Source organism: Aeromonas sp. QDB17 (assembly GCF_027705305.1).
Taxonomy (GTDB): Bacteria; Pseudomonadota; Gammaproteobacteria; order Enterobacterales; family Aeromonadaceae; genus Aeromonas; species Aeromonas caviae.
The window spans coordinates 105443-125277 of record NZ_JAPDBP010000001.1; the positions used below are offsets into that span (position 1 = coordinate 105443).

16 protein-coding genes are annotated in these 19835 nt (G+C 63.7%); 6 read left to right on the top strand and 10 right to left on the bottom strand.

Annotation, left to right across the window (positions count from 1 at the left end; genetic code table 11):
• The first annotated feature begins 75 nt into the window (after positions 1 to 75).
• Positions 76 to 1275 carry a 2-methylaconitate cis-trans isomerase PrpF gene (prpF, locus tag OKC41_RS00460; protein WP_201893701.1) on the top strand — a complete coding sequence of 400 codons (1200 nt, stop codon included), beginning with the start codon at positions 76 to 78 and terminating at the stop codon, positions 1273 to 1275.
• 104 nt (positions 1276 to 1379) lie between these two features.
• Here the strand turns inward: prpF and OKC41_RS21100 are convergent, their stop codons facing one another.
• The 3 genes from OKC41_RS21100 to OKC41_RS00470 all read right to left on the bottom strand — a co-directional run bounded on the left by OKC41_RS21100 (position 1380) and on the right by OKC41_RS00470 (position 5067).
• Complete coding sequence (locus OKC41_RS21100; protein WP_039038793.1) at positions 1380 to 1640, bottom strand: DUF6719 family protein; 261 nt, start codon at positions 1638 to 1640, stop codon at positions 1380 to 1382.
• Between the two features lie 135 nt (positions 1641 to 1775).
• Positions 1776 to 2822, bottom strand: a complete 1047-nt coding sequence (locus OKC41_RS00465; protein ID WP_201893700.1) for an alpha/beta hydrolase — start codon at positions 2820 to 2822, stop codon at positions 1776 to 1778.
• A 97-nt stretch (positions 2823 to 2919) separates the two neighbouring features.
• On the bottom strand, positions 2920 to 5067 hold the full coding sequence (locus tag OKC41_RS00470; RefSeq protein WP_201893699.1) for a TonB-dependent siderophore receptor: 2148 nt from the start codon (positions 5065 to 5067) through the stop codon (positions 2920 to 2922).
• A 139-nt stretch (positions 5068 to 5206) separates the two neighbouring features.
• Between OKC41_RS00470 and OKC41_RS00475 the strand changes: the two genes are divergently transcribed.
• The 4 genes from OKC41_RS00475 to OKC41_RS00490 all read left to right on the top strand — a co-directional run bounded on the left by OKC41_RS00475 (position 5207) and on the right by OKC41_RS00490 (position 9837).
• Positions 5207 to 6145: an AraC family transcriptional regulator gene (locus OKC41_RS00475; RefSeq protein WP_202395052.1), complete on the top strand. Its 939-nt coding sequence runs from the start codon at positions 5207 to 5209 to the stop codon at positions 6143 to 6145.
• A 163-nt stretch (positions 6146 to 6308) separates the two neighbouring features.
• Positions 6309 to 6965: a Bax inhibitor-1/YccA family protein gene (locus OKC41_RS00480; RefSeq protein ID WP_010675134.1), complete on the top strand. Its 657-nt coding sequence runs from the start codon at positions 6309 to 6311 to the stop codon at positions 6963 to 6965.
• A gap of 264 nt (positions 6966 to 7229) precedes the next feature.
• Complete coding sequence (gene yccS, locus OKC41_RS00485) at positions 7230 to 9371, top strand: YccS family putative transporter (RefSeq protein ID WP_201893698.1); 2142 nt, start codon at positions 7230 to 7232, stop codon at positions 9369 to 9371.
• Between the two features lie 121 nt (positions 9372 to 9492).
• The gene (locus OKC41_RS00490) at positions 9493 to 9837 is read left to right on the top strand and encodes a TusE/DsrC/DsvC family sulfur relay protein (RefSeq protein ID WP_039038798.1); all 345 of its coding nucleotides are present in this window, start codon (positions 9493 to 9495) and stop codon (positions 9835 to 9837) included.
• Between the two features lie 105 nt (positions 9838 to 9942).
• Here the strand turns inward: OKC41_RS00490 and dedD are convergent, their stop codons facing one another.
• From dedD to OKC41_RS00525, 7 genes are all read right to left on the bottom strand, one after another.
• Positions 9943 to 10749 (bottom strand): cell division protein DedD, encoded by an 807-nt coding sequence (dedD, locus tag OKC41_RS00495; RefSeq protein WP_069785214.1) that lies wholly within the window; start codon positions 10747 to 10749, stop codon positions 9943 to 9945.
• Positions 10750 to 10928: 179 nt separating this feature from the next.
• Entirely contained in the window at positions 10929 to 12194 is a 1266-nt protein-coding gene (gene folC / locus OKC41_RS00500; RefSeq protein WP_201893697.1) for a bifunctional tetrahydrofolate synthase/dihydrofolate synthase, read from the bottom strand.
• Positions 12195 to 12196: 2 nt separating this feature from the next.
• Positions 12197 to 13060 (bottom strand): acetyl-CoA carboxylase, carboxyltransferase subunit beta, encoded by an 864-nt coding sequence (accD, locus tag OKC41_RS00505; RefSeq protein ID WP_010675139.1) that lies wholly within the window; start codon positions 13058 to 13060, stop codon positions 12197 to 12199.
• Between the two features lie 119 nt (positions 13061 to 13179).
• On the bottom strand, positions 13180 to 13989 hold the full coding sequence (gene truA, locus OKC41_RS00510) for a tRNA pseudouridine(38-40) synthase TruA (protein WP_201893696.1): 810 nt from the start codon (positions 13987 to 13989) through the stop codon (positions 13180 to 13182).
• Positions 13990 to 14145: 156 nt separating this feature from the next.
• On the bottom strand, positions 14146 to 16272 hold the full coding sequence (locus OKC41_RS00515) for a FimV/HubP family polar landmark protein (protein WP_201893694.1): 2127 nt from the start codon (positions 16270 to 16272) through the stop codon (positions 14146 to 14148).
• Between the two features lie 292 nt (positions 16273 to 16564).
• Entirely contained in the window at positions 16565 to 17581 is a 1017-nt protein-coding gene (locus tag OKC41_RS00520) for an aspartate-semialdehyde dehydrogenase (RefSeq protein WP_041214974.1), read from the bottom strand.
• A gap of 147 nt (positions 17582 to 17728) precedes the next feature.
• Entirely contained in the window at positions 17729 to 18850 is a 1122-nt protein-coding gene (locus tag OKC41_RS00525) for a 4-phosphoerythronate dehydrogenase (RefSeq protein WP_201893692.1), read from the bottom strand.
• A 250-nt stretch (positions 18851 to 19100) separates the two neighbouring features.
• Here OKC41_RS00525 and OKC41_RS00530 point away from each other — a divergent pair, with 250 nt between their 5' ends.
• Entirely contained in the window at positions 19101 to 19823 is a 723-nt protein-coding gene (locus OKC41_RS00530; protein WP_201893690.1) for a phosphatase PAP2 family protein, read from the top strand.
• The last annotated feature ends 12 nt before the right edge of the window (positions 19824 to 19835 follow it).

The following is a 19835-nucleotide window of genomic DNA, read 5'->3' on the forward strand; positions in this document are numbered from 1 at the left end:
AATCCCCCTCATCCGCCCTTCGGGTACCTTCTCCCAGAGGGAGCAGGATCCATGACTCTTTTCAGGACACTCTCTATGGCCCACATACCACAAGTCAAAATCCCGGCCACCTACCTTCGCGGCGGCACCAGCAAGGGGGTCTTCTTTCGCTTATCTGACCTGCCCGAGCGCTGCCAGCAGCCGGGCCCGGCACGGGATGCCTTCTTCCTGCGGGTCATCGGCAGCCCCGACCCCTACGGCGCCCACATGGACGGCATGGGGGGGGCCACCTCCTCCACAGCCAAGTGCGTGATCCTCTCCAAAAGCCAGCAACCCGATCACGATGTGGACTACCTCTACGGCCAGGTCGCCATCGACAAGGCATTCGTGGACTGGAGCGGCAACTGCGGCAACCTCTCCACCGGCGCCGGGGCCTTCGCCATCCACGCCGGGTTGGTGGACCCGTCCCGCATCCCGGAGAACGGCACCTGCGAGGTGCGGATCTGGCAGGCCAATATCGGCAAGACCATCCTCGCCCACGTGCCGGTGACGAACGGCCAGGTGCAGGAGACAGGCGATTTCGAGCTGGACGGGGTGACCTTCCCCGCCGCCGAGATCGTGCTGGAGTTTCTCGACCCGTCCGACGAGGGTGAAGACGGCGGCGCCCTCTTCCCCACCGGCAATCTGATAGACGAGCTGGAGGTGCCGGATTCTGTTGTAAAGAGCGGCACCTTGAAGGCCACCCTGATCAGCGCCGGCATTCCCACGGTGTTCGTCAACGCCGAGGACATCGGTTATGAGGGCACCGAGCTGCGCGAGGCGATCAACACAGACCCGCAAGCGCTCGCCCGCTTCGAGGCGATCCGGGTTGCCGGTGCCCTGCGCATGGGGCTCATCAAACGCCCCGAAGAGGCAGCCACTCGCCAGCACACCCCGAAAATTGCCTTCGTCGCACCCGCCAAGGATTACCGCACCGCCAGCGGCAAGGAGATTATTGCCGGCGAGATCGATCTGCTGGTGCGGGCCCTCTCCATGGGCAAGCTGCACCACGCCATGATGGGCACCTGCGCCGTGGCCATCGGCACGGCGGCGGCCATTCCCGGCACCCTCGTCAATCTGGCCGCCGGGGGCGGCGAGCGCGAAGCGGTGCGTTTTGGTCACCCCTCCGGCACCCTGAGAGTCGGAGCCCAGGCAGAGCAGGTAGCGGGACAGTGGACGGTCACCAAGGCGGTGATGTCCCGCTCCGCCCGCATCCTGATGGAAGGTTGGGTGCGGGTCCCTGGAGATGCCTTCTAGCCCGCTGCGGCATCACACCGACCAGGCCAGCCAGACGAAAAGAGCCCCAAGGCGACTGCCTCAGGGCTCTTTTTTGGATGTTTCAGGCTGTGAAAATCACATCATCATTGCGGTCTTGCCACACACTCCACCTTTCTTGGCACATTGTGCTTCGCGTCCCCGCCGATGAGCCGCTTGACCTGCCCGGGTGGGCAGCGACCGTCATCCACATAGGCGGTCTCCCCAAGGGGCAGCCTGCCTGGGGGCGGATCCTGACTCAGATAGGTAACGGGAATGGGCGCAGGCGCAAACCCACTGCACCCCGACATCAGGAGTGCGCCGCACCACAGAGCCAGCATGCCTCCCCTCTTTCCTGCAACCGCCATCGCTCACTCCCTGCCTCTGTCGGGGCACCGACCCGGCGCCCCTCGTTTCGGCAGTCTACCCAGGGATGGCGCCGGACCGACACCCGTCTCCGGCGCCGTTGTGACGATTCCAGACACAGGCAAAAATATCGGCTTTCACGGCTTCGACCCGTAGTAGTGGGCCAGCAGGGCATCGGCCTCGTCCACGGGGATCGCCATCTGCGGCCAGCGCGCGGCCTTCTCCCTGATGTCCCGCAGACTCCCCAGCTCCGGGCGCAGTGCGCTGCCGAGGTGGCGGTTCAGGGCATCAAAGCGGGCGATCACCCCCTGTCGGCTGAAGTGCCCGGGCGCCAGATCCATCCGGTAGCCCTGAAACAGCCACTGGAGTCCCTGATAGACGGCGGGGTGGTAGACGCTGTGGTGATCCTCCTCCTCGAAGTAGCGACTGGTGACGTGCAGGTTTGGGCCGGATGCCCCCACTACCCGCCGCGCAAACTGCTGCAGGCGATCCCGGTGAAACGCCGAGCGCCCGAATCCCGGGGTGAAGGGGTTGTTGGCCACCGCCATAAACAGCGAGGAGGCGTGCTTGAGCGGACCGGTCAACTCCGACGCGATGCGCTCGTAATTGCGGGGGTAATCGAACCAGAGGCTGGCGTCGATGGCGATCACCCCCTGGAACTGGCCGCCGTCTTGCGCCTGGGCATCGAGCGCCAGCAGGCCGCCGAGGGAGTGGCCCACCAGCAGGGCTGGCGCCTGGGTCCGAAACCTCTCCTCGATGAGGGGGCGCAGCTCCTCGCCCAGATAGCGCAGGAACCGGGGCCCGCCCCCCGTCACGGCATAGCCGGGCCCCGCCGGTGCCCGATTGGGCAAGGTCATGGTGTGGCTCGGGGTGTAATCCCGCATCCGGTCGGTGTTGTGCACCGCGACGATGATGAGGGGGGGGATAGCCGGATTGAGCCCGGCCCGCAGGGCCCGGGTGATGCCGACAACCTCCAGCAGACTCTTCTCCCCGTCGAGCAGATAGAGCACGGGGAACCGAGCCCCGGGCTCGCGTTCATATTCCTGGGGCAGGGAGACGCTGTATTGCCGCGTCTCCCCCAGCAGGGCCGAATGGTGGGTGAAGCGCTGGGCGTAGTGGAGCATGTCTGCCTGGGCAGAAGAGAGTGTGATCATGGTGAGCAGCAGGATGATGAGTCTTGTCATGGGATGAACCAGGATTGTGTCGCCAGCCTTGGGGATCCCCCGTAGGGCGGCGCACAGAGACGACAGCAGGGCCCGCAGGCCCTGCTGTCGTCGGTCGTTACAGCTTGTAGGTGAAGCCTGCCATCAGGTTCGCCGGCTCGCCGTACATGTTGAAGGTGCTGGTGGAGCCGACCCGGTAGAAGTACTCCCGGTCGAGCAGGTTGTAGAGGTTCAGGGTCGCCTGCATCCTGTCGTTGATCTCGTAACGCACCGCCGCATCGAACAGGGCATAGCCCCCCTGATGGGTCTCGACTCCCTTCTGGTTGAAGCCGTAGTCGCTCACCGCCGTCATCCCGGCCCCGAGGTGCAGCCCCTGCACCCAGTCGGCCAGGTGGTAGTCGGTCCAGAGGGAGAGGGCGTGACGGGGGATGGTGTCGAATTTCGGGTTGTGATCCCCGGCCTTCTCCTCGATGTCGGTGAAGGTATAGCCGGCCATCACCATCCAGTTCTGGCTGAGATAGCCGCTCGCCTCCAGCTCCACCCCTTGCGTCTCCACCTTGCCGGTAGCCCAGTAGGTGTTGGTGATGGCAATGCCCTGATCGTCGTAGGCCTGGGCCGCGATGTTGTCGTCCTTCATCAGGAAGAGGGTCGCCCGGGTGTTGAGCAGGCCGTCACGCAGCGAGGACTTGATGCCGGTCTCCCACTGGCTGCCCTCCCGGGGCTTGAGCAGGTTGCCGCTCTCGTCCTGGCTGGTCTGGGGCTTGAACACCTTGGAATAGCTGGCATACCAGGCGTGTTCGTCGCTCAGGTCATAGACGGCCCCCGCGTAGGGGGTGAGCTTGCCGTTGAACGCACTGGACTCGCCGCTCTGGGCTCCGGAACTCAGGGTCGTGCTGACGGCATCCAGATCGTACCAGGAGACGCGGGCCCCGGTGATCACCGCCAGCGGCTCCAGCAGACGCCAGGTCACCTTGCCATACAGACCGAGCTCCGACTGCTCCTCATGATCATTCTTGGTGTAGCTGTAGTCCGGCTTGGCGACCCGGGTAGGGTCGAAATCGAACACATTGATCTTGCCGAGGTTGCGGTTGGTGTAGGTCTGGATGTCCGACTCGTAGTGCTTGTAATCGGAGCCCAGCACAAACTCGCTCTTGTGCCCCAGCAGATCGAACATCTGACTGTAGTTGGCATCGAAGGCCATGTTCTTCTGCTGGTTCCCCTGGCCGTTGAACATCAGCCCGGTGTTGCCCGCCGCGTCCACGGGGCCGTTGGTGAAGGTCTGCTCCAGCCGCATGTCGTGATCCATGTAGCGGGCCGAGACCTGACCCACCCCGCCGTTGGCAAAGGCGTGTTGCAGCGAGGCCCCCACATCCGTGGTGTCGGCGTCGAAGAAGTCTTCAGCCGACCCCAGGTAGGTGCTGCGGCCGATGTCGAGCAGGGAGCCGTCCTTGTACGCCGGCAGGCCGTTGGTGGGCAGGATGTCCTTGGTCTGGTGCAGGGCGTAGACGGAGAGCCGGGTGCGATCCGAGAGATCGAACTCCAGGGTGCCGTAGTAGGTACCGTTGTCGTTGTTGTTGTAGTCCACCTGGTTCTTGATGTCGGCGTTGGCCACCACGACGCGGCCGCGCAGGGAACCCTCGTCGTTGAGTGCGCCCCCCATGTCCGCCTCCAGGTAATGCCTGTCCCAGCTGCCATAGCGCGCCGTGACCGAGCCCTTGAAGGCGTCGGTCGGACGCTTGAGCACCATGTTGATCACGCCCCCCAGCTCGCTGGTGCTGTTGAAGAGGCCGGAGGGGCCGCGCATGATCTCCACCCGATCCACCGCCGCCAGCGACGGCAGGGTGCCGTACTTGCTCTGCATGGGCGATGGCAGACCGTTGAGGTTCACCTCGTCGTATTCATAGCCGCGGGAGAAGATGGAGGAGCGACCGCTGTCGTTGACCAGGGTGCGCAGACCCGGCGTGAACTTGGCCAGATCGTCCACCGCCACGAAGTTGCGCTCCTCGATGTAGTCGTTGGTCAACACGGTGATCGACTGGGGGATGTCTTTGAGGGCCGCCGGCGTCTTGGTGCCGACGGTGGCCGAGTCGACCCCATAGCCTCCCGTCTCCTCCGACGGCGACATCCCGTAGAGTGGATTGCCATAGACGACCAGGGTTTCGTCCGGCTTGATGTCCGGTGTGTGTGCCCCTGCCGGGGCGGCAACGGTGACGGCCAGAGCGGCAGAGATGGCCAGAGCCAGCGGGCTTCGCGCTTTATCCTTCAAGACAACCATAGTAAGAGTGACCCCAAGATAGAGATGATAATCATTTTCATTTGATTTTCCGGGGGCTAATATATCACTCCATCTTCCGCCGCAGTTTTGCGGTGTGGTCATTTCACTCTTCGACATGGTCAAATTGCACATGACTGACACAGTGGCAAGGGACACCAGCGCACGCCAGCGGGGGCGCTTCACCGGCAGGGTGGAGAACCTGGTGATCCAGGAGGGTCTTCGCTTTCACAACAAGGACATCGTTCACAAGGCAGACTTCGCCACCGAGCGGGAGTTGCCGCCGCAGTTGATCATCGCCATTCCCCTCGAGAGCCGGGCCCTGATGACCTATGGCGCCACTCACAGGCTCAAGGGGTGTCGCTTCCACGAGTCCGACCCCATAGTGGCAACCGCCATCCTCTATACCGAGCCCGACATCGTACAGGGGGCGGCCAAAGCCCAGGTGCGCAGCCGCAGCATCGTCCTCTCCCTGGACCACACCTGGCTCGCCCACAATCTGGCACAGGCGCATCGCAAGGCTTTCGCACAGACCTTCAGCCGCCATCTGAGCCGCGTCGACTGGACCCTGCCCGCGGCGCTTGGACAGATTGCGGAAGCGCTCAATCTCACCAGCAGCCAGAACGCCTCCGAGATGCTGATGCGCAAGGCCTTTGCCCTCAGTGTCTGGGAGAGCCTGATGACCAATCTCCAGCAGGCCGCCTCCCCCTGTTGCCAGCGCCAGAACGAGCAACCGACGCGCCTCAAGATGCTGCTCAGGGATGAAAAAGTGGACGAGATGACCCTGACCGAGATCGCGGCCACCCTCGGCATGAGCGTCTCCACCTTGCAGCGAGCCGCAAAAAAAGAGCTGGGCATGAGCCTGCAGCGCTACCTTCGCCAGCGAAAGCTGCAAGAAGCGCGGGCCAGGCTGGAGGCGCGCAGCCTCTCTCTGCAAGGCGCCGCCGCCCACGCCGGCTATGACCATGTGGCCAATTTCATCACGGCGTTTAGAAAGCAGTTCGGCTTCTCGCCGACGCGGATCGCCAGACAGGGTAAAGAGCAGGAGCAGGCGCCCTCTGCAACGCCTTGAGCCTCCTTGTTCATGCGCAATACATCTTTGCTCTGGGATAGTAGGCACCACGCAGGTGGGGTGGCGCTTGAAATCAGCGCTCGTCATCCACACATTCAGTGCATACAATGCGTTAACGAAGCACACTTGGTCGCTTCACCCCGGAAATCAAGAGGACATCAAGATGGATACCCGTTCTATCTACACTGGCACCCAAGGTGCCGTGCGCGACACCAACAAGGTGCTGCGCAACACCTACATGCTGCTCTCCCTCACTCTTGGCTTCTCAGCCGTGGTAGCCGGGGTAGCGACCGTCATGAACATGCCGCCCCTGCACTGGGCCGTGTTCCTCATCGGTGTCTACGGCCTGATGTTCCTGACCGAGAAGAACCGTGACAACGGCATGGGGCTGGTGTTCACCTTCGCCCTGACCGGCCTGCTGGGCTATAGCCTCGGCCCCATCATCAACATGTACATGAACAACGGCGGCGGCGAGATCGTGATGACGGCGCTGGGCGGTACTGCGCTCACCTTCTTCGGCCTGTCTGCCTATGCCCTGACCACCAAGCGGGACCTCTCCTTCCTCGGCGGCATGCTGTTCGTCGGGTTCTGGGTACTGCTGGTTGCCATGGTCGCCAACATCTTCCTGCAGATGAGCGCCCTGAGCCTGGCCCTGTCCGCCATGTTCATGCTCTTCTCCTCCGGTGCCATCCTGCTGACCACCCAGCAGATCGTGCGCGGCGGCGAGACCAACTACATCTCTGCCACCGTCACCCTGTATGTCTCCATCTACAACATCTTCTTGAGCCTGCTGAGCCTGCTTGGCGGCAACCGCAACTGATGGATGCTTGATATGCACAAGACCCCGCTTCGGCGGGGTTTTTATTGGCGCCCATTTCTGTCAGGATAAGTTGCAAATCAAGGATATGAAGCGAAGTGGCCCTGATCCAAATCAGGGCCGTTTCGTTATCGACGGGTTATGCTGTCGCTTTCGTTTCGCTCAAGGGTTGCCTTCATCCCATGCCCATGGACTTCTCAGGTTTATTGCGCCGTCTGCTGACCGACAGCCACATCGATTTCACCTCGTTCAAGGGTGGTGCCTAGCATGCCGATGGATTTTTCCGGCCTGCTGCGCCGGCTGCTGACAGACAGCCACATCTATTTCGCCCTCAAGGTCCTGCTCGCCATCGCGGGGCTGCTCGCCTTCGCGCTGGCTACCGGTGACATCCAGCTCACCGTGCTGCTCTCCCTTGGGGTGGTGGCCGGCGCCATCGCCGAGACCGACGACAGCCTTTGGGGCCGGGTCAAGAACCTCGCCATGACCCTGCTCTGCTTCCTGTTCGCCTCATTGTGCGTGCAGTATCTCTTCCCCACACCCTGGCTCTTTGCCATCGGGCTCGCGGGCTCCACCTTCCTCTTCGTGATGGTGGGGGCCCTCGGCCAGCGCTACGCCACCATCAGCTTTGGTTCCCTGCTGATTGCCATCTACACCATGCTGGGGGCCGCCAAGGCGCCGGATCTCTTCTATCAGCCGCTGGCCCTGTGCGCCGGGGCCCTCTGGTACGGCCTGGTGTCCCTGGTCTGGCTCTGGCTGCTGCCCTACAAGACCCTGCACGAGCAACTGGCCCAGAGCTACTTCGCCCTCGCCCGCTACTTGCAGGAGAAATCCCGCTTCTTCCCGGCCGACGAACACGGCGCCCAGGCCATCCGCCACAATCTGGCCCAGCTCAACATCAACCTGGTCAATGCCCTGAACCAGGCCAAGACGGCGCTCAATGCCCGTCTTCATGCCCCCGGCCGCCACGGGGTTGCCCCCGAGCTCGCGGGCCTGCTGCGCCTCTACCTGCTTGCCCTGGAGATCCAGGAGCGGGCCACCTCCAGCCACTACCCTTACAGCAAGCTGGAAGCAGAGCTCAAGCAGGGCATCGTCCTCGACGGCTTCCAAGAGGTGCTGTCACAGCTTGCCGACGCATGTCAGCAGCTTGGCTACGCCATCCTGGTGCACAAGCCCTACACCCACCACAAACGCATTCACTGGACCCTGGAGGCCCTCGGCGATCAGCTGGAGTTCACCCACCTCAAGCAGCACTACCCCAAGACCCTGCTGACACCGATGAAGTTCCTGCGTCGCAACCTGGCCAGCATCAACCAGTTGCTGCAAAGCGCCGAAGAGCTGCAAAACCCCGCCGCGCCGCCCACCAGCCTGCCTCCCCTGGCACGGCCGATCGCCCTGCCCCTGCTGGCATTGCTCAGGCAGCACCTGACCCCGAACTCCATGGTGTTTCGCCATGCCCTGCGGCTCTCCCTCGGGCTGGTCGTGGGCTATGGCATTCTGCAGGCGTTTCACCTGGACAAGGGGTACTGGATCCTGCTCACCGTATTGTTCGTCTGCCAGCCGAGCTACAGCGCCACCCGCCGTCGCCTGGTGCAGCGGATGCTCGGCACCTTCGCCGGTATCCTCATCGGCGTGCCCGTGCTCTGGTTCTTCCCCGAGCTGCACCTGCAACTGGGGATCATGGGGCTTGCCGCCTTCCTGTTTTTCACCCAGGTGCGCAGCAACTACAGCGCCGCCGTCTGCTTCATCACCCTCTACGTGCTGATGGCGTTCAACCTGCTGGATGGCATCGGCTTCGCCATCCTGGGACCCCGGCTGCTCGATACCCTGCTCGGCTGCCTGCTCTCCTACGCCCTGGTGGCCTGGCTCTGGCCCGACTGGCAATACAAGCGGTTGCCGACCCTTATCGCCAACTCCCTGTCCGCCAATGCGAAGTACCTCTCGGCGGTACTCGCCAGCCTGCATCGCCAACGGGATGAATCCCTGGACTACCGGGTGGCCCGCAAGTGTGCCCACCTCGCCGACAGCGAGCTGGCCATGGCCTGGCAGAGCATGCTGGTGGAGCCGAGCAAGCGCCGCCGCTTCCTGGATCTCTGCTTTACCCTCACCTGGCGCAACCATGCCCTGCTCTCCTATATCTCGGCGCTCGGGGCCCATCGCGACAAACTCGAGCCCATCGAGGGGCTGGAGGAGATAAGCCGCCACATCAGCCAGACCCTGGAGCAGGCCGCCGGTCACCTGGCGGGGCAGATGCCGACGCCGCTCGCGGGAGCCTGTCCAACCATCGCTCCGGAGAGCAGCGAGGAGCAGCTGATGCTGAGCCAGCAGCTCTCCCTCATCAGCCAGTTGGCAGACGAGCTGTTGGTGCTGGCCAACGACGGCCAGTTGCTGACAGGTCAGGGTCGAACCTAGCCGGACATAGCCGCCGGGCCAGTCCCACCCGAGGCAGGTGCCAAGCGCCGCCCGGTTGCCGGACGGGACGCAAGGCGCTACCATGCCCGCCCCATTGAGATAGCCTTTTCGAGGAAGCGTCATGTCCGAGCCACACCATTTGCAGTTCAACGGCCAACTCATCGAGACCGATGCCCAGGGCTATCTGCGCCACAGCGAGCAATGGAGCGAGGCGCTGGCCTTGGTGCTGGCCGAGAAAGAGGGGATAGTGCTGGAGGATCCCCACTGGGAAGTGGTGCGTTTCGTACGGGCCTTCTATCTGGAGTTCAACACCTCCCCCGCCATCCGCGCCCTGGTCAAGGCGATGGAAAAGCAGTACGGCCCGGAGAAGGGCAACAGCCGCTACCTCTACAAGTTATTCCCGGAAGGCCCCGCCAAGCAGGCCACCAAGATCGCAGGCCTCCCCAAGCCGGTGAAGTGCATCTAGGCCTCCTCGGCAGCCCGATAGCCACACTGCCTCCCCCGTGTTGGACACAAAAAAAGACCGCGCCCATGTTGCCATGAGGCGCGGTCTTTTCATTTCATCGTCCTGTCAGGGGTTGTAGGCCACCACGGAGCCGCTCAAGCCCGTCATCTGGCTGATCCGGCTCTGCATGCCCTGCAACTTGGCCTTGGAGACATCCGGCCCGATGAAGACCCGGTTGATCTGCCCCTGCACCGGAGTTCTCGGCGACGTCTGGGCCGAGTAGCCCGCCGCCCTCAGCTTGCTCACCAGGGCATTGACGCTGTCTGCATTCTTGAAGGCGCCGAGCTGCAGGATCCAGCTCCCCTGAGCCGGGGCTGCTGCTGCCGGTGCCGTAGTCGGCTGGGCCATCTTGCTCGCGATAAGATCATCCATGGTCTTGATCTGGCCCGCCTGTGGCTTGGCCTCCACCGGTTTTTGCACCTCTACCGGCTTGGTTGGCACCGGCTTGGGTTTGGGCTGCTCCACCGGTTTCTTGGCGATCACTTCCGGCTTGGGCTCGGGTTTGGGCTGGGGCTTGGGTTGCGCCACGGCCTGTACCGGCTGCTGCTGGGTGATGGGAGCCTGACTGGCTCCCGCTGGATTGGCTCCCCCCTGATTGGCCAGGGTCACGGTATCGCCAATCTCCTCTACCTGCCACTGGGTCGCGGCAGAGGCCTGCTGCTGACTCGCCAGATGCTCGGCCGGCAGGGTGCTCGCCGCCGAGACCTGAAGCGCAGGCTTGGCGGGCTCCAGCTCCGGACGCAGGGGGATCTTGGCAAAGGCCTCGTCCTTCTGCTCCAGCTTGTTGCCGTCCATCAGGTCCGGCAGAAAGATGACCACCAGGGCGACCAGGATGACGGTCCCCACCAATCTGTTTTGAAACTTCGAAGCCAAGTTAATTTCCACCCATGTTACTTAGGATCCATTGCAATCTTGCACACTTCGCAAAGAACGCCTCCCCTCACGCCGGCTGGCGAAGCCGGGTCCCTCGCCACCCACTTGGCCTGAAAGGGGATTATCCAGTGCAAAACCCGGCCCGTCGTCACGTTGACGGAGCCAGGGGAGCGAACGGCTCAGACCGAGCCCAGAGCCAGCACGTCGGCGACAGTGTAAAACGAGCCGAACACAATGACCATATCGTCAGGACTCGATGCGGCCAAGGCGGCGCCGTAGGCATCCCCCACGCTGGCAAAGGTGAGCGCCGCGCCCCGGCCGCTGCCAAGGGCCGTCGCCAACTGGTCGGCCGTGGCCGCGCGCGGGCCGTGGAGGCTTGCCAGGAACCACTCGTCAATCAGACCGTCAAGCTCGGCCAGCGACCCCGCCATGTCCTTGTCCTTGAGCATGCCAACCACGGCGCGGCGCTTGCCCTTGCCCTTGCCGGGGAGCTGGCGCAACTGGCTGGCGAGATAGGCGGCAGAGTGGGGATTGTGGGCCACGTCGACGATGACCAACGGCGAGGTTTGCAACTGCTGCATCCGGCCAGCGAGGCGGGCATTGGCCAGGCCGTCGCGGATGGCGGACTCCGCCAATGGCAGACCGAGGGACTCCAGCGCCGCCAGCACGGTGACCGCATTCATCAGCGGCAGGGCCGGTTTGGGCAATCCCGACCAGTGGTGCAGGCCGTGATAATCCCAGTCACCTTCATGCTCGTCACCACGAAAATCGATGCCGACCTGACGCAGGCAGGCGCCGAGGCGCGCCGCTTCGCTTGCGATGGTCGACGGCGGATTGGGCTCCCCGCTGATGGCGGGTTTACCTTTGCGATAGACGCCGGCTTTCTCCACCGCCACCGCCTCCCGAGTATCCCCGAGCCAGTCGCAGTGATCCAGGGCAATGGAGGTGATCAGGGCGACGTCCGATTCCACCACATTGGTGGCATCGAGCCGCCCCCCCAGCCCCACTTCCAGCAAGAGCACATCGGGCGCGGCGCGGCGAAACAGCCACAGACCCGCCAGGGTGGCGAACTCGAAGAAGGTGAGGGCGATGTCGCCCCGGGCGGCTTCCACCTCGGCAAAGGCCGCGCAGTGATCGCCATCGGCCAGCTCCTGGCCATTGACGCGCACCCGCTCGGTAAAGCGCAGCAGATGGGGGGAGGAGTAGACACCGACCCGGTAGCCAGCGGCCATCAGGATGCTGGCCGCCATGGCGCAAGAGGAGCCCTTGCCGTTGGTGCCCGCCACCGTGATCACCTTGAACGGCAGTTCGGTGAGGCCCATTCGGCGGGCAACCGTGCCGACCCGCTCCAGCCCCATGTCGATGTTGGCCGGGTGGATCTGCTCCAAATAAGAAAGCCAGTCGACCAGCGACCGGCTTTGGGATTGTTGCATGTGTGAACTCATCTTCAGTCTTCGATGACCTGAGTGTTCATCAGCTTGGCCAGCAGACCGGCCAGACGGTTGCGCATTTCGCGCCTGTCGATGATGAGATCGATGGCGCCCTTCTCCAGCAGGAACTCGGAGCGCTGGAAGCCTTCCGGCAGTTTCTCGCGCACGGTCTGCTCGATGACGCGGGGGCCGGCAAAGCCGATCAGCGCCTTGGGTTCGCCTACGTTGATGTCACCCAGCATGGCCAGACTCGCGGAGACGCCACCCATGGTGGGGTCGGTCAGCACGGAGATGAAGGGCAGGCCCGCCTTGGTGAGGCGATCTAGGGCCGCACTGGTCTTGGCCATCTGCATCAGGGAGAACAGGGCTTCCTGCATCCGCGCACCACCGGAGGTGGAGAAGCAGACCAGGCCGCGGCCCTCCTTGATGCTCTCCTCGACGGCGCGCACGAAGCGGGCACCGACCACGGAGGACATGGAGCCCCCGATGAAGGAGAACTCGAATGAACAGGCGACGACCGGTACCCCTTTGAGGGTGCCCTTCATCACCACCAGCGCATCCTTCTCGCCCGTCTCTTTCTGGGCGGCAGACAAACGATCCTTGTAGCGCTTGGAATCCTTGAATTTCAGGATGTCTTGCGGCTCCAGCTCGGCCGCGACTTCGCTGCGTCCCTCGGCGTCGAGGAAGCTCTCGAGACGGGCACGTGCGCTGATGCGCATATGATGGTCACACTTGGGGCACACTTCGAGATTGCGCTCCAGCTCTGCCCGGTAGAGCACCTGTTCGCAAGCAGTACACTTGGTCCACACCCCTTCCGGAATGTTGTGACGACGCGGTGTGGTGATCTTGCTCTTGGGAAGGATCTTCTCAAGCCAGCTCATGGAATTCCTTAATGCATTTGTGCCTGACAAAACACATCGAGCCTTGATTGTTCAATGACTTAACGGCTCGATGGCAATAAACGACGGATCATTAAACCACAAATTTTCGGGCCCAGTTACTAAAAACTGGTCGTACCCGGTGCCGAGTCCGGCAGCCACAGCGGGCCGAGGGGCGGCCGGGGCAACCCGAATTCGGCCGGGTAATCCACATCCACCAGATAGAGACCGCCCGCCTTGGCGGTCGGGCCCGCCAGGTTGCGATCCTTCGCCGCCAGCACCTCGGCAATCCACTCCACCGGTTGAAGCCCCTGCCCCACCAGCAGCAGGGAGCCGGTGATGTTGCGCACCATGTGATGCAGGAAGGCGTTGGCCTTGATGTCGAGCACGATGTAGGGGCCGGAACGGCTGATACACAGGTGGGTCACATTGCGCCAGGGGGTGTTGGACTGACAGGCGACAGCCCGGAAGGTGCTGAAGTCGTGCTCCCCCAGCAGGCTCTGGCCCGCCTGGTGCATCAGCGTCGCATCGATGGTTTCGTGGTAGTGACTGACGCCACTGCCGAGGATGGCCGGGCGGTAGTTGTGGTTGTAGATGACGTAACGGTAGCGACGGGCGGTGGCGCTGAAGCGGGCATGGAAATGCTCGTCCACCTCTCTGACCCAGCGCACGGCGATGTCAGGGGGCAGGTTGGAGTTGAGCCCCAGGGTCCAGGCGCCTTCTGCGCGGTTCGACTCGGTATCGAAGTGGATCACCTGGCCGGTGGCATGCACCCCCGCATCGGTGCGACCGGCACACTGGATGGAGACGGGGTGGTTGGCGATGCGGCTGAGGGCTTTTTCCAGCTCCTCCTGAACGCTGATCACTTCGCGCTGGCGCTGCCAGCCGAAGTACCGGCTGCCGTCATATTCAATACCAAGGGCAATTCGCATGGGTAACGGTGTCTTCTGATGAAAGGATGCAGTGAAAGAAACGGGGCGGATTATACGCGCTCGGGCTCAAAAGTCCCAGACCGGGCGAGGCCGCGCCCAAAGAGAGAGGGCAGCCCGCGGGCTGCCCTCTCTGGTGCATGGATGACAAGGGCCTGCCTAGCCCAGGCGCTTGAGCAGCTTCTGCGCCTCGCTGCGCTGGTGCTCGCTGCCCTGGGCCACCGCCTCTTCCAGCAGCTCGCGGGCGCTCTCCTTGTCGTCGATCTCGAGGTAGGCCCGGGCCAGATCCAGCTTGGCCCCCACCCCGCCGTCATCGGCATCCACATCAAAGCCGTTGGACTCCGGCAGTACCTCGGGGAAACCGTCCAGCCCCACATCCAGGGAGAAGCCCTGATAGGGTTCCTGCTCCGTACTGCTGGCATCGGCATCGGCCAGCAGCTTGTCGATTTCAACGAAGTCGCTGTCTTGCACCTGTTCGCGGGGTTTCACCTCCCCCTGATGGGACTCCACCTCGGCGAAGGCATCCTCGAAGTCCGCCAGGGCCAGCTCGCTGGGATCCCACTCGGACGCCGTCGGCTTGGTGGGCTCCAGCCCCAGCTCGGCCAGCATGTCGTCCACATCGTCCTTGCCGAACCCCGTCTCGTCGATGTGCGGCGCCTTGGCGGCCAGCTCATCGTCGGTCGGCTCGCCAAACCCGGTCTCTAGATCGCTCAGATCGAAGTTGGCCAGTGTCTCGTCACGCTGGCTGCGGCTCTCCTCCTGGGCCTGGGCCAGATCCGCTTCCAGATCCGCGTCCAGCTCGGCAAACAGAGCGGCCTGCAGCTCCTCCTCGGTCATGATCTCGTCATGACCACGAGCAGAGGAGGTGGGCTCGTCGGAGAGATCGAGTTCCGGCACCACGGGCAGATCGAAGTCCCCCTCGTGGGCCAGATCCAGCTCGGGCACCAGATCCGGATCCCGGTTCGCCGTCGTCACCGCAGGCTCCACATCAAAAGCGGAGAGCGCCGTCTCGTCATCCCGGAAGATGACATCGGCGGCAGCACTGGCGCCATCTTGCTTCCTGCTCACTTCCGGCTCGTTGAGATCCGGCATGCCATGGAGGGGCTCATCATCCGCGATGCCCACCGTCATCAACTGCTCAAACTCGCTGTTCTCGTCTCCCATGACCATGGAGGTCGACTCGGAGAGGCTCTTCTCCTGCTCTTCCAGCTCGCGGCGGGCACGAGCACGCAGCCAGAGCGTGACCAGGGCAAGCACCAGGAGTACCGGCAGCAGGATGATCATGGCGAGATTGAGCGGCGAAGAGAGCAGCTCCATCAACCAGCTCTGTTTGGGCACCGGCGCCACCACGGGAGGCGTCGGATTGGCCTTGAGTTCCGCCACCTCTTTTTGCAGGGCGGTCTGATCCTGCAACTGGGCCTTGAGGGTCTCCACCTCTTCGGTCAGGGCTTGCAGGCGCAGCTTGAGCCTGTGGTTCATCTCGGTGACCTGGCCGAGCTGGGCGTTGGCATCTTCCAGGGCCAGCGCCATCTCGGTGGAGGGTTTGCCCACCGCAGTGGCGGGCAGGGGCGCCGGCGCCGTGCTGGCGGCGCTGCTCGCAGCAGCGCTCACCACCACGGGGGTGGAGACAGCCGCCTTGGCGGTCTCCTTCACCTCGGGAGCTGGAGCCGTCGCCTTGGGTGCCGCCGGGATCGGCGCCGCCTTGGGCGGTGTATTCTTGGCCACCACAGCCGGCTTGGCCGGAGCAGGCTTGCTCACCACCGGCTGGGCGACGTGGGATTGCTTGTTGGCCAGGTATTTGGGGCTCAGCCCCTTCCAGCTCGCGTTGTCGCTGTTGAAGCGACGGCGTGCTTCGGCATCCGTGATGCGCCCCGCCTCTGCGGCGGTGGGCAGCAGGATGTGGGAACCCACCAGAATATGGTTGATGTTGCCGTCTGCGAAGCTTCGGGGGTTCTTGTCATAGATGGCCACCATGGTCTGGTAGACGCTTACCCGGTTGGACGGGCGATGCTTGCTCGCCAGACTCCAGAGGGTATCGGTGGGACGCACGGGACCATAACTGCCAGCCGATGCAGCAGGCACCTGACGCACGATGGGCTGGGCTCTGGGCAGGGTGACGGGCGCCACGGGCTGGGCCCGGGGCTCTGGTTGCACCGCGGGGGGCGGTGAGCCATCCGGTCCCTTGAGTTCGACAAAGAAGGGTTCTCGCGCCCCCTCTTCGGCCTGAACCGTGCCCAGAAGCCCCAATGCGAGTAGCGTTGCCAGCGTTATGCGGGAATGTCCCATATTCGTTCCTTCGTATGACGGCCCTATCACATTGAAAAATCTGGATAGTTACCCCAAAACAATCGGCTCAATATAAATCAGGCGCCGGTCTCAAGCCAGCGATCCGACATATTTCGCGCCCGGCGGCGACCAGAAAGCAGCCCCAGACGCGAACCAGAGTGTAGAAAAAAACCTAGTCCACTGATATCACACGGTATTCCAAAAACCGGAGAGTGGGTTCCCGGTCACATACCGGGGCCAGGGCCCCACATCAAGGCGGGGTTCCCTCCCCGCCCGGGGCCGACATCCGGCCTCAGAGGTAGTCGCGTACCAGCAGTTCGGCAATCTGCACGCTGTTGGTTGCCGCGCCCTTACGAACGTTATCGGCCACAATCCACATATTGATACCACTCGGATGAGAAATATCCTGGCGTACCCGCCCGACCATCACATCATCCTGACCGGTGGCATCGCGCACCGGGGTCGGGTAGTCCCCTTCATCATCAAACAGGGTGACGCCCGGGGCATTGCGCAACAGCTCCTTGACCTGCTCGGCGTCCAGCGGCTGGTGCAGCTCCACATGGACCGCCTCGGCGTGACCGTAGAAGACCGGCACCCGCACGCAGGTGGGGTTCACGGCGATGCTGGCATCCCCCAGGATCTTCTGGGTCTCCCACACCATCTTCATCTCTTCCCGGGTGTAGCCGTTGTCGGTGAAAGCATCGATCTGCGGGATCAGGTTGAAGGCGATCTGCTGCGGATAGAGGGTCGGCTCCACCGGGCGGCCGTTGAGCAGGTGGGCGGTCTGGCCCGCCAGCTCGCTCACCCCTTCCTTACCGGAGCCGGAGACGGATTGGTAGGTCGCCACGTTGATGCGACTGATGCCCACCTCGTCGTGCAGGGGCTTGAGGGCCACCAGCATCTGGATGGTGGAGCAGTTGGGGTTGGCGATGATGTTGCGGTTGCGAAAATCGGCCAGCGCGTCCGGGTTCACTTCCGGAATGACCAGGGGAATGTCCTCGTCGTAGCGGAAGCAGGAGGTGTTGTCGATGACGATGCAGCCGTGCTCGGCGGCGATGGGCGCCCATTTGGCCGAGACCTCGGCACCGGCGGAGAAGAGTGCAATCTCCACCTGGCTCCAGTCAAAGGCCTCCACGTCAAGGATGTCGACGTTCTTGCCGCCAAAACGCACCGTGTCCCCAGCGCTGCGACTGGAGGCAAGCGGATAGAGGGTCGCTACCGGGAAGGCGCGCTCCTCCAGGATCTCGATCATGGCCTGACCCACGGCGCCGCTGGCACCCAATACCGCTACGTTGAATTGCTGACTCACTGATCTGTTCTCCTGTGATGCGGCCCGTCGGGGCCGGGCATGAGGGCCCCGGCTGGCACGCGTATCGGTTTGATGACAGGCCCGCCATGATGCCGGGCCGGGGGGAGGCGCCGCCTGGGCAAGCCCCTCCCCTTGTTGAAATCGGGTCTATTGCTCCGAGACGGCAAAGCCCAGTCGGGCCAGTCTGTCGTCGGCGAAGGGCCCTTTCAGTTGCAGGGCGCCCAATTCGCGCCGCTCGGGGTAGCGCTTGCGCTGCTCATCGAAGCTGGCGGGCAGCCCGATCCGGTTGCGAAAACGGGCGTCGTCCCGGCGCACGTCATAAACAAGGTGGACAAGCTGCTTGATGAGCGCCTGATCCGCCGGCTGCCCCGGCGTCAGCTCGCGCACCTCGGGGGCAGGCAGCAGGGATTGCAGATCCTGGCGCGGGGTGCGCCCCAGTTGCCGGCACAGCGCCTCATAGAGCATCCAGGTGCCACGGGCCTTGCCTTCCAGGCTGTAACCGGCGATGTGCGGGGTGGCCAGCTCGGTATGGGGCACCAGTTCCTTGAGGGGCTCCGGCTCTCCTTCCCACACGTCCATCACCAGTCGCAGGGGATGGGGTCCCTGCTGGCGGACAAGCAGGGCACGGTTGTCCCACACCTCGCCGCGGGAGGCGTTGATGAGGATCTGCCCGGCCGGACGCTCGGCGATCTCCTCGGCTCCCAGCAGGTGGAAGGTGGCCTCATCCCCTTCACGAAGATAGGGGACATGGAAGCTGACGATGTCGGCATCCAGGGCAGTGCGGTAATCCACGAAGTCGCCAGCGGCGCCGCTACGGGCCAGGGGCGGGTCGCAGCGCAGCACCTTCATCCCGAGCGCCTCGGCCTTGCCGGCCACGCTCTCGCCGGTGTTGCCGGCGCCGATGACAGCGAGGCTCATCTCGCTCAAGTTCAGCTCATGGCGTTCCGCCAGAACCAGCAGGGCGGAGAGCACGTAGTCCCCCACCGACACCTTGTTGCAGCCGGGGGCGCTGAAGAAGGGGATGCCCCGCGCCGCCAGCAGCCCCTGATCGATGTGATCCGTACCGATGGTGGCCGTGCCGACAAACCCCAGCCTAGGGCAACTCGCCAGGAGCGCTTCGTTGACCCGGGTCACGGAGCGCACCAGCAGCACATCCGCCTCTTGCAGATCCGCGGCCTTTATTTCTCGTCCCGGCAGGGGAACCACTTCACCAAATTCCGCAAACAGCTCCACCGCATGGGGCATATTTTCATCAACGACGATCTTCATCGGCACGCATCTCGTCCACAAGGGCCACAGGCGCGCCATTCTAGCCCAAACGCGACGGATTTTCAGAGGCTTGTTGGCAGACCTCTCTGCGGCCATCTTTTCGCCTCCCGGCCTCAGGTGCGGGCACGATGCCCGGCAGCATCATATGTAACAGCCTGTTGCCCTCGCCCCCTTCGCCTTGACCAGAGCAACCTGACTGGCACAATGACGCCTCTTTTTAGCCGCTCGCGCCACCGAACCGGACCCCTTGATGCCGACTCACTCCTCTTCGTTGCCACGCCGCAAGGTGCTTCATTTCAATGCCCTCCTGCTCCTTCCCCTGCTGCTGCTCGTCTGCCTGCCCTGGCAGCCGTTCATGACCCAGGCCCTGCAATCAGACTGGCTATGGTGGCCCTACGCCCTCACCCGCATGGTGGACTTGCCGGGGCTGCTCTTCACCATCGCCGCCCTGCTGCTGCTCACAAGACACAAGCTGACGCTGGACGGTCGCGCCCTGCTGGCGCTGGCTGGCGCCCTCTTTGCCGTGCTGGCGAGCGACTGGGTCATCAAGAGCCTCATCAAGCTGCTGACCGAGGAGCCCAGGCCCTACCTCATCTGGCTGGAGAGCCAGGAGCTGATCCCCGCCATCCGCCAGTTCTATGGGGGAAGCCAGGCCCTTCGCAGCGAACAGGTCCACGCCGCGACCCAGTTGCTGGCGCTGCCCGCCTGGCTCGGCCAGCACTGGCAGGCAGAGGTCAACTACGCCTTTCCCTCCGGTCACAGCATCGCCGCCATGAGCCTCGCCCAGTTCTTCGGCCTGATCTGGCTGGCCCGGGCACCCGCCGGGGCCTGGCTGCTGCCACTCTGGGCCATCGGGATCGGCCTCTCGCGCACCCTTATCGGCATGCACTGGCCCCTGGATGTGCTGGCAAGCGCCCTGCTTGGCAGCCTTACCGCCCTCCTGGCCGCCCGCTGGTGGTTGCGCCACTACTGACCTCCAATAAAA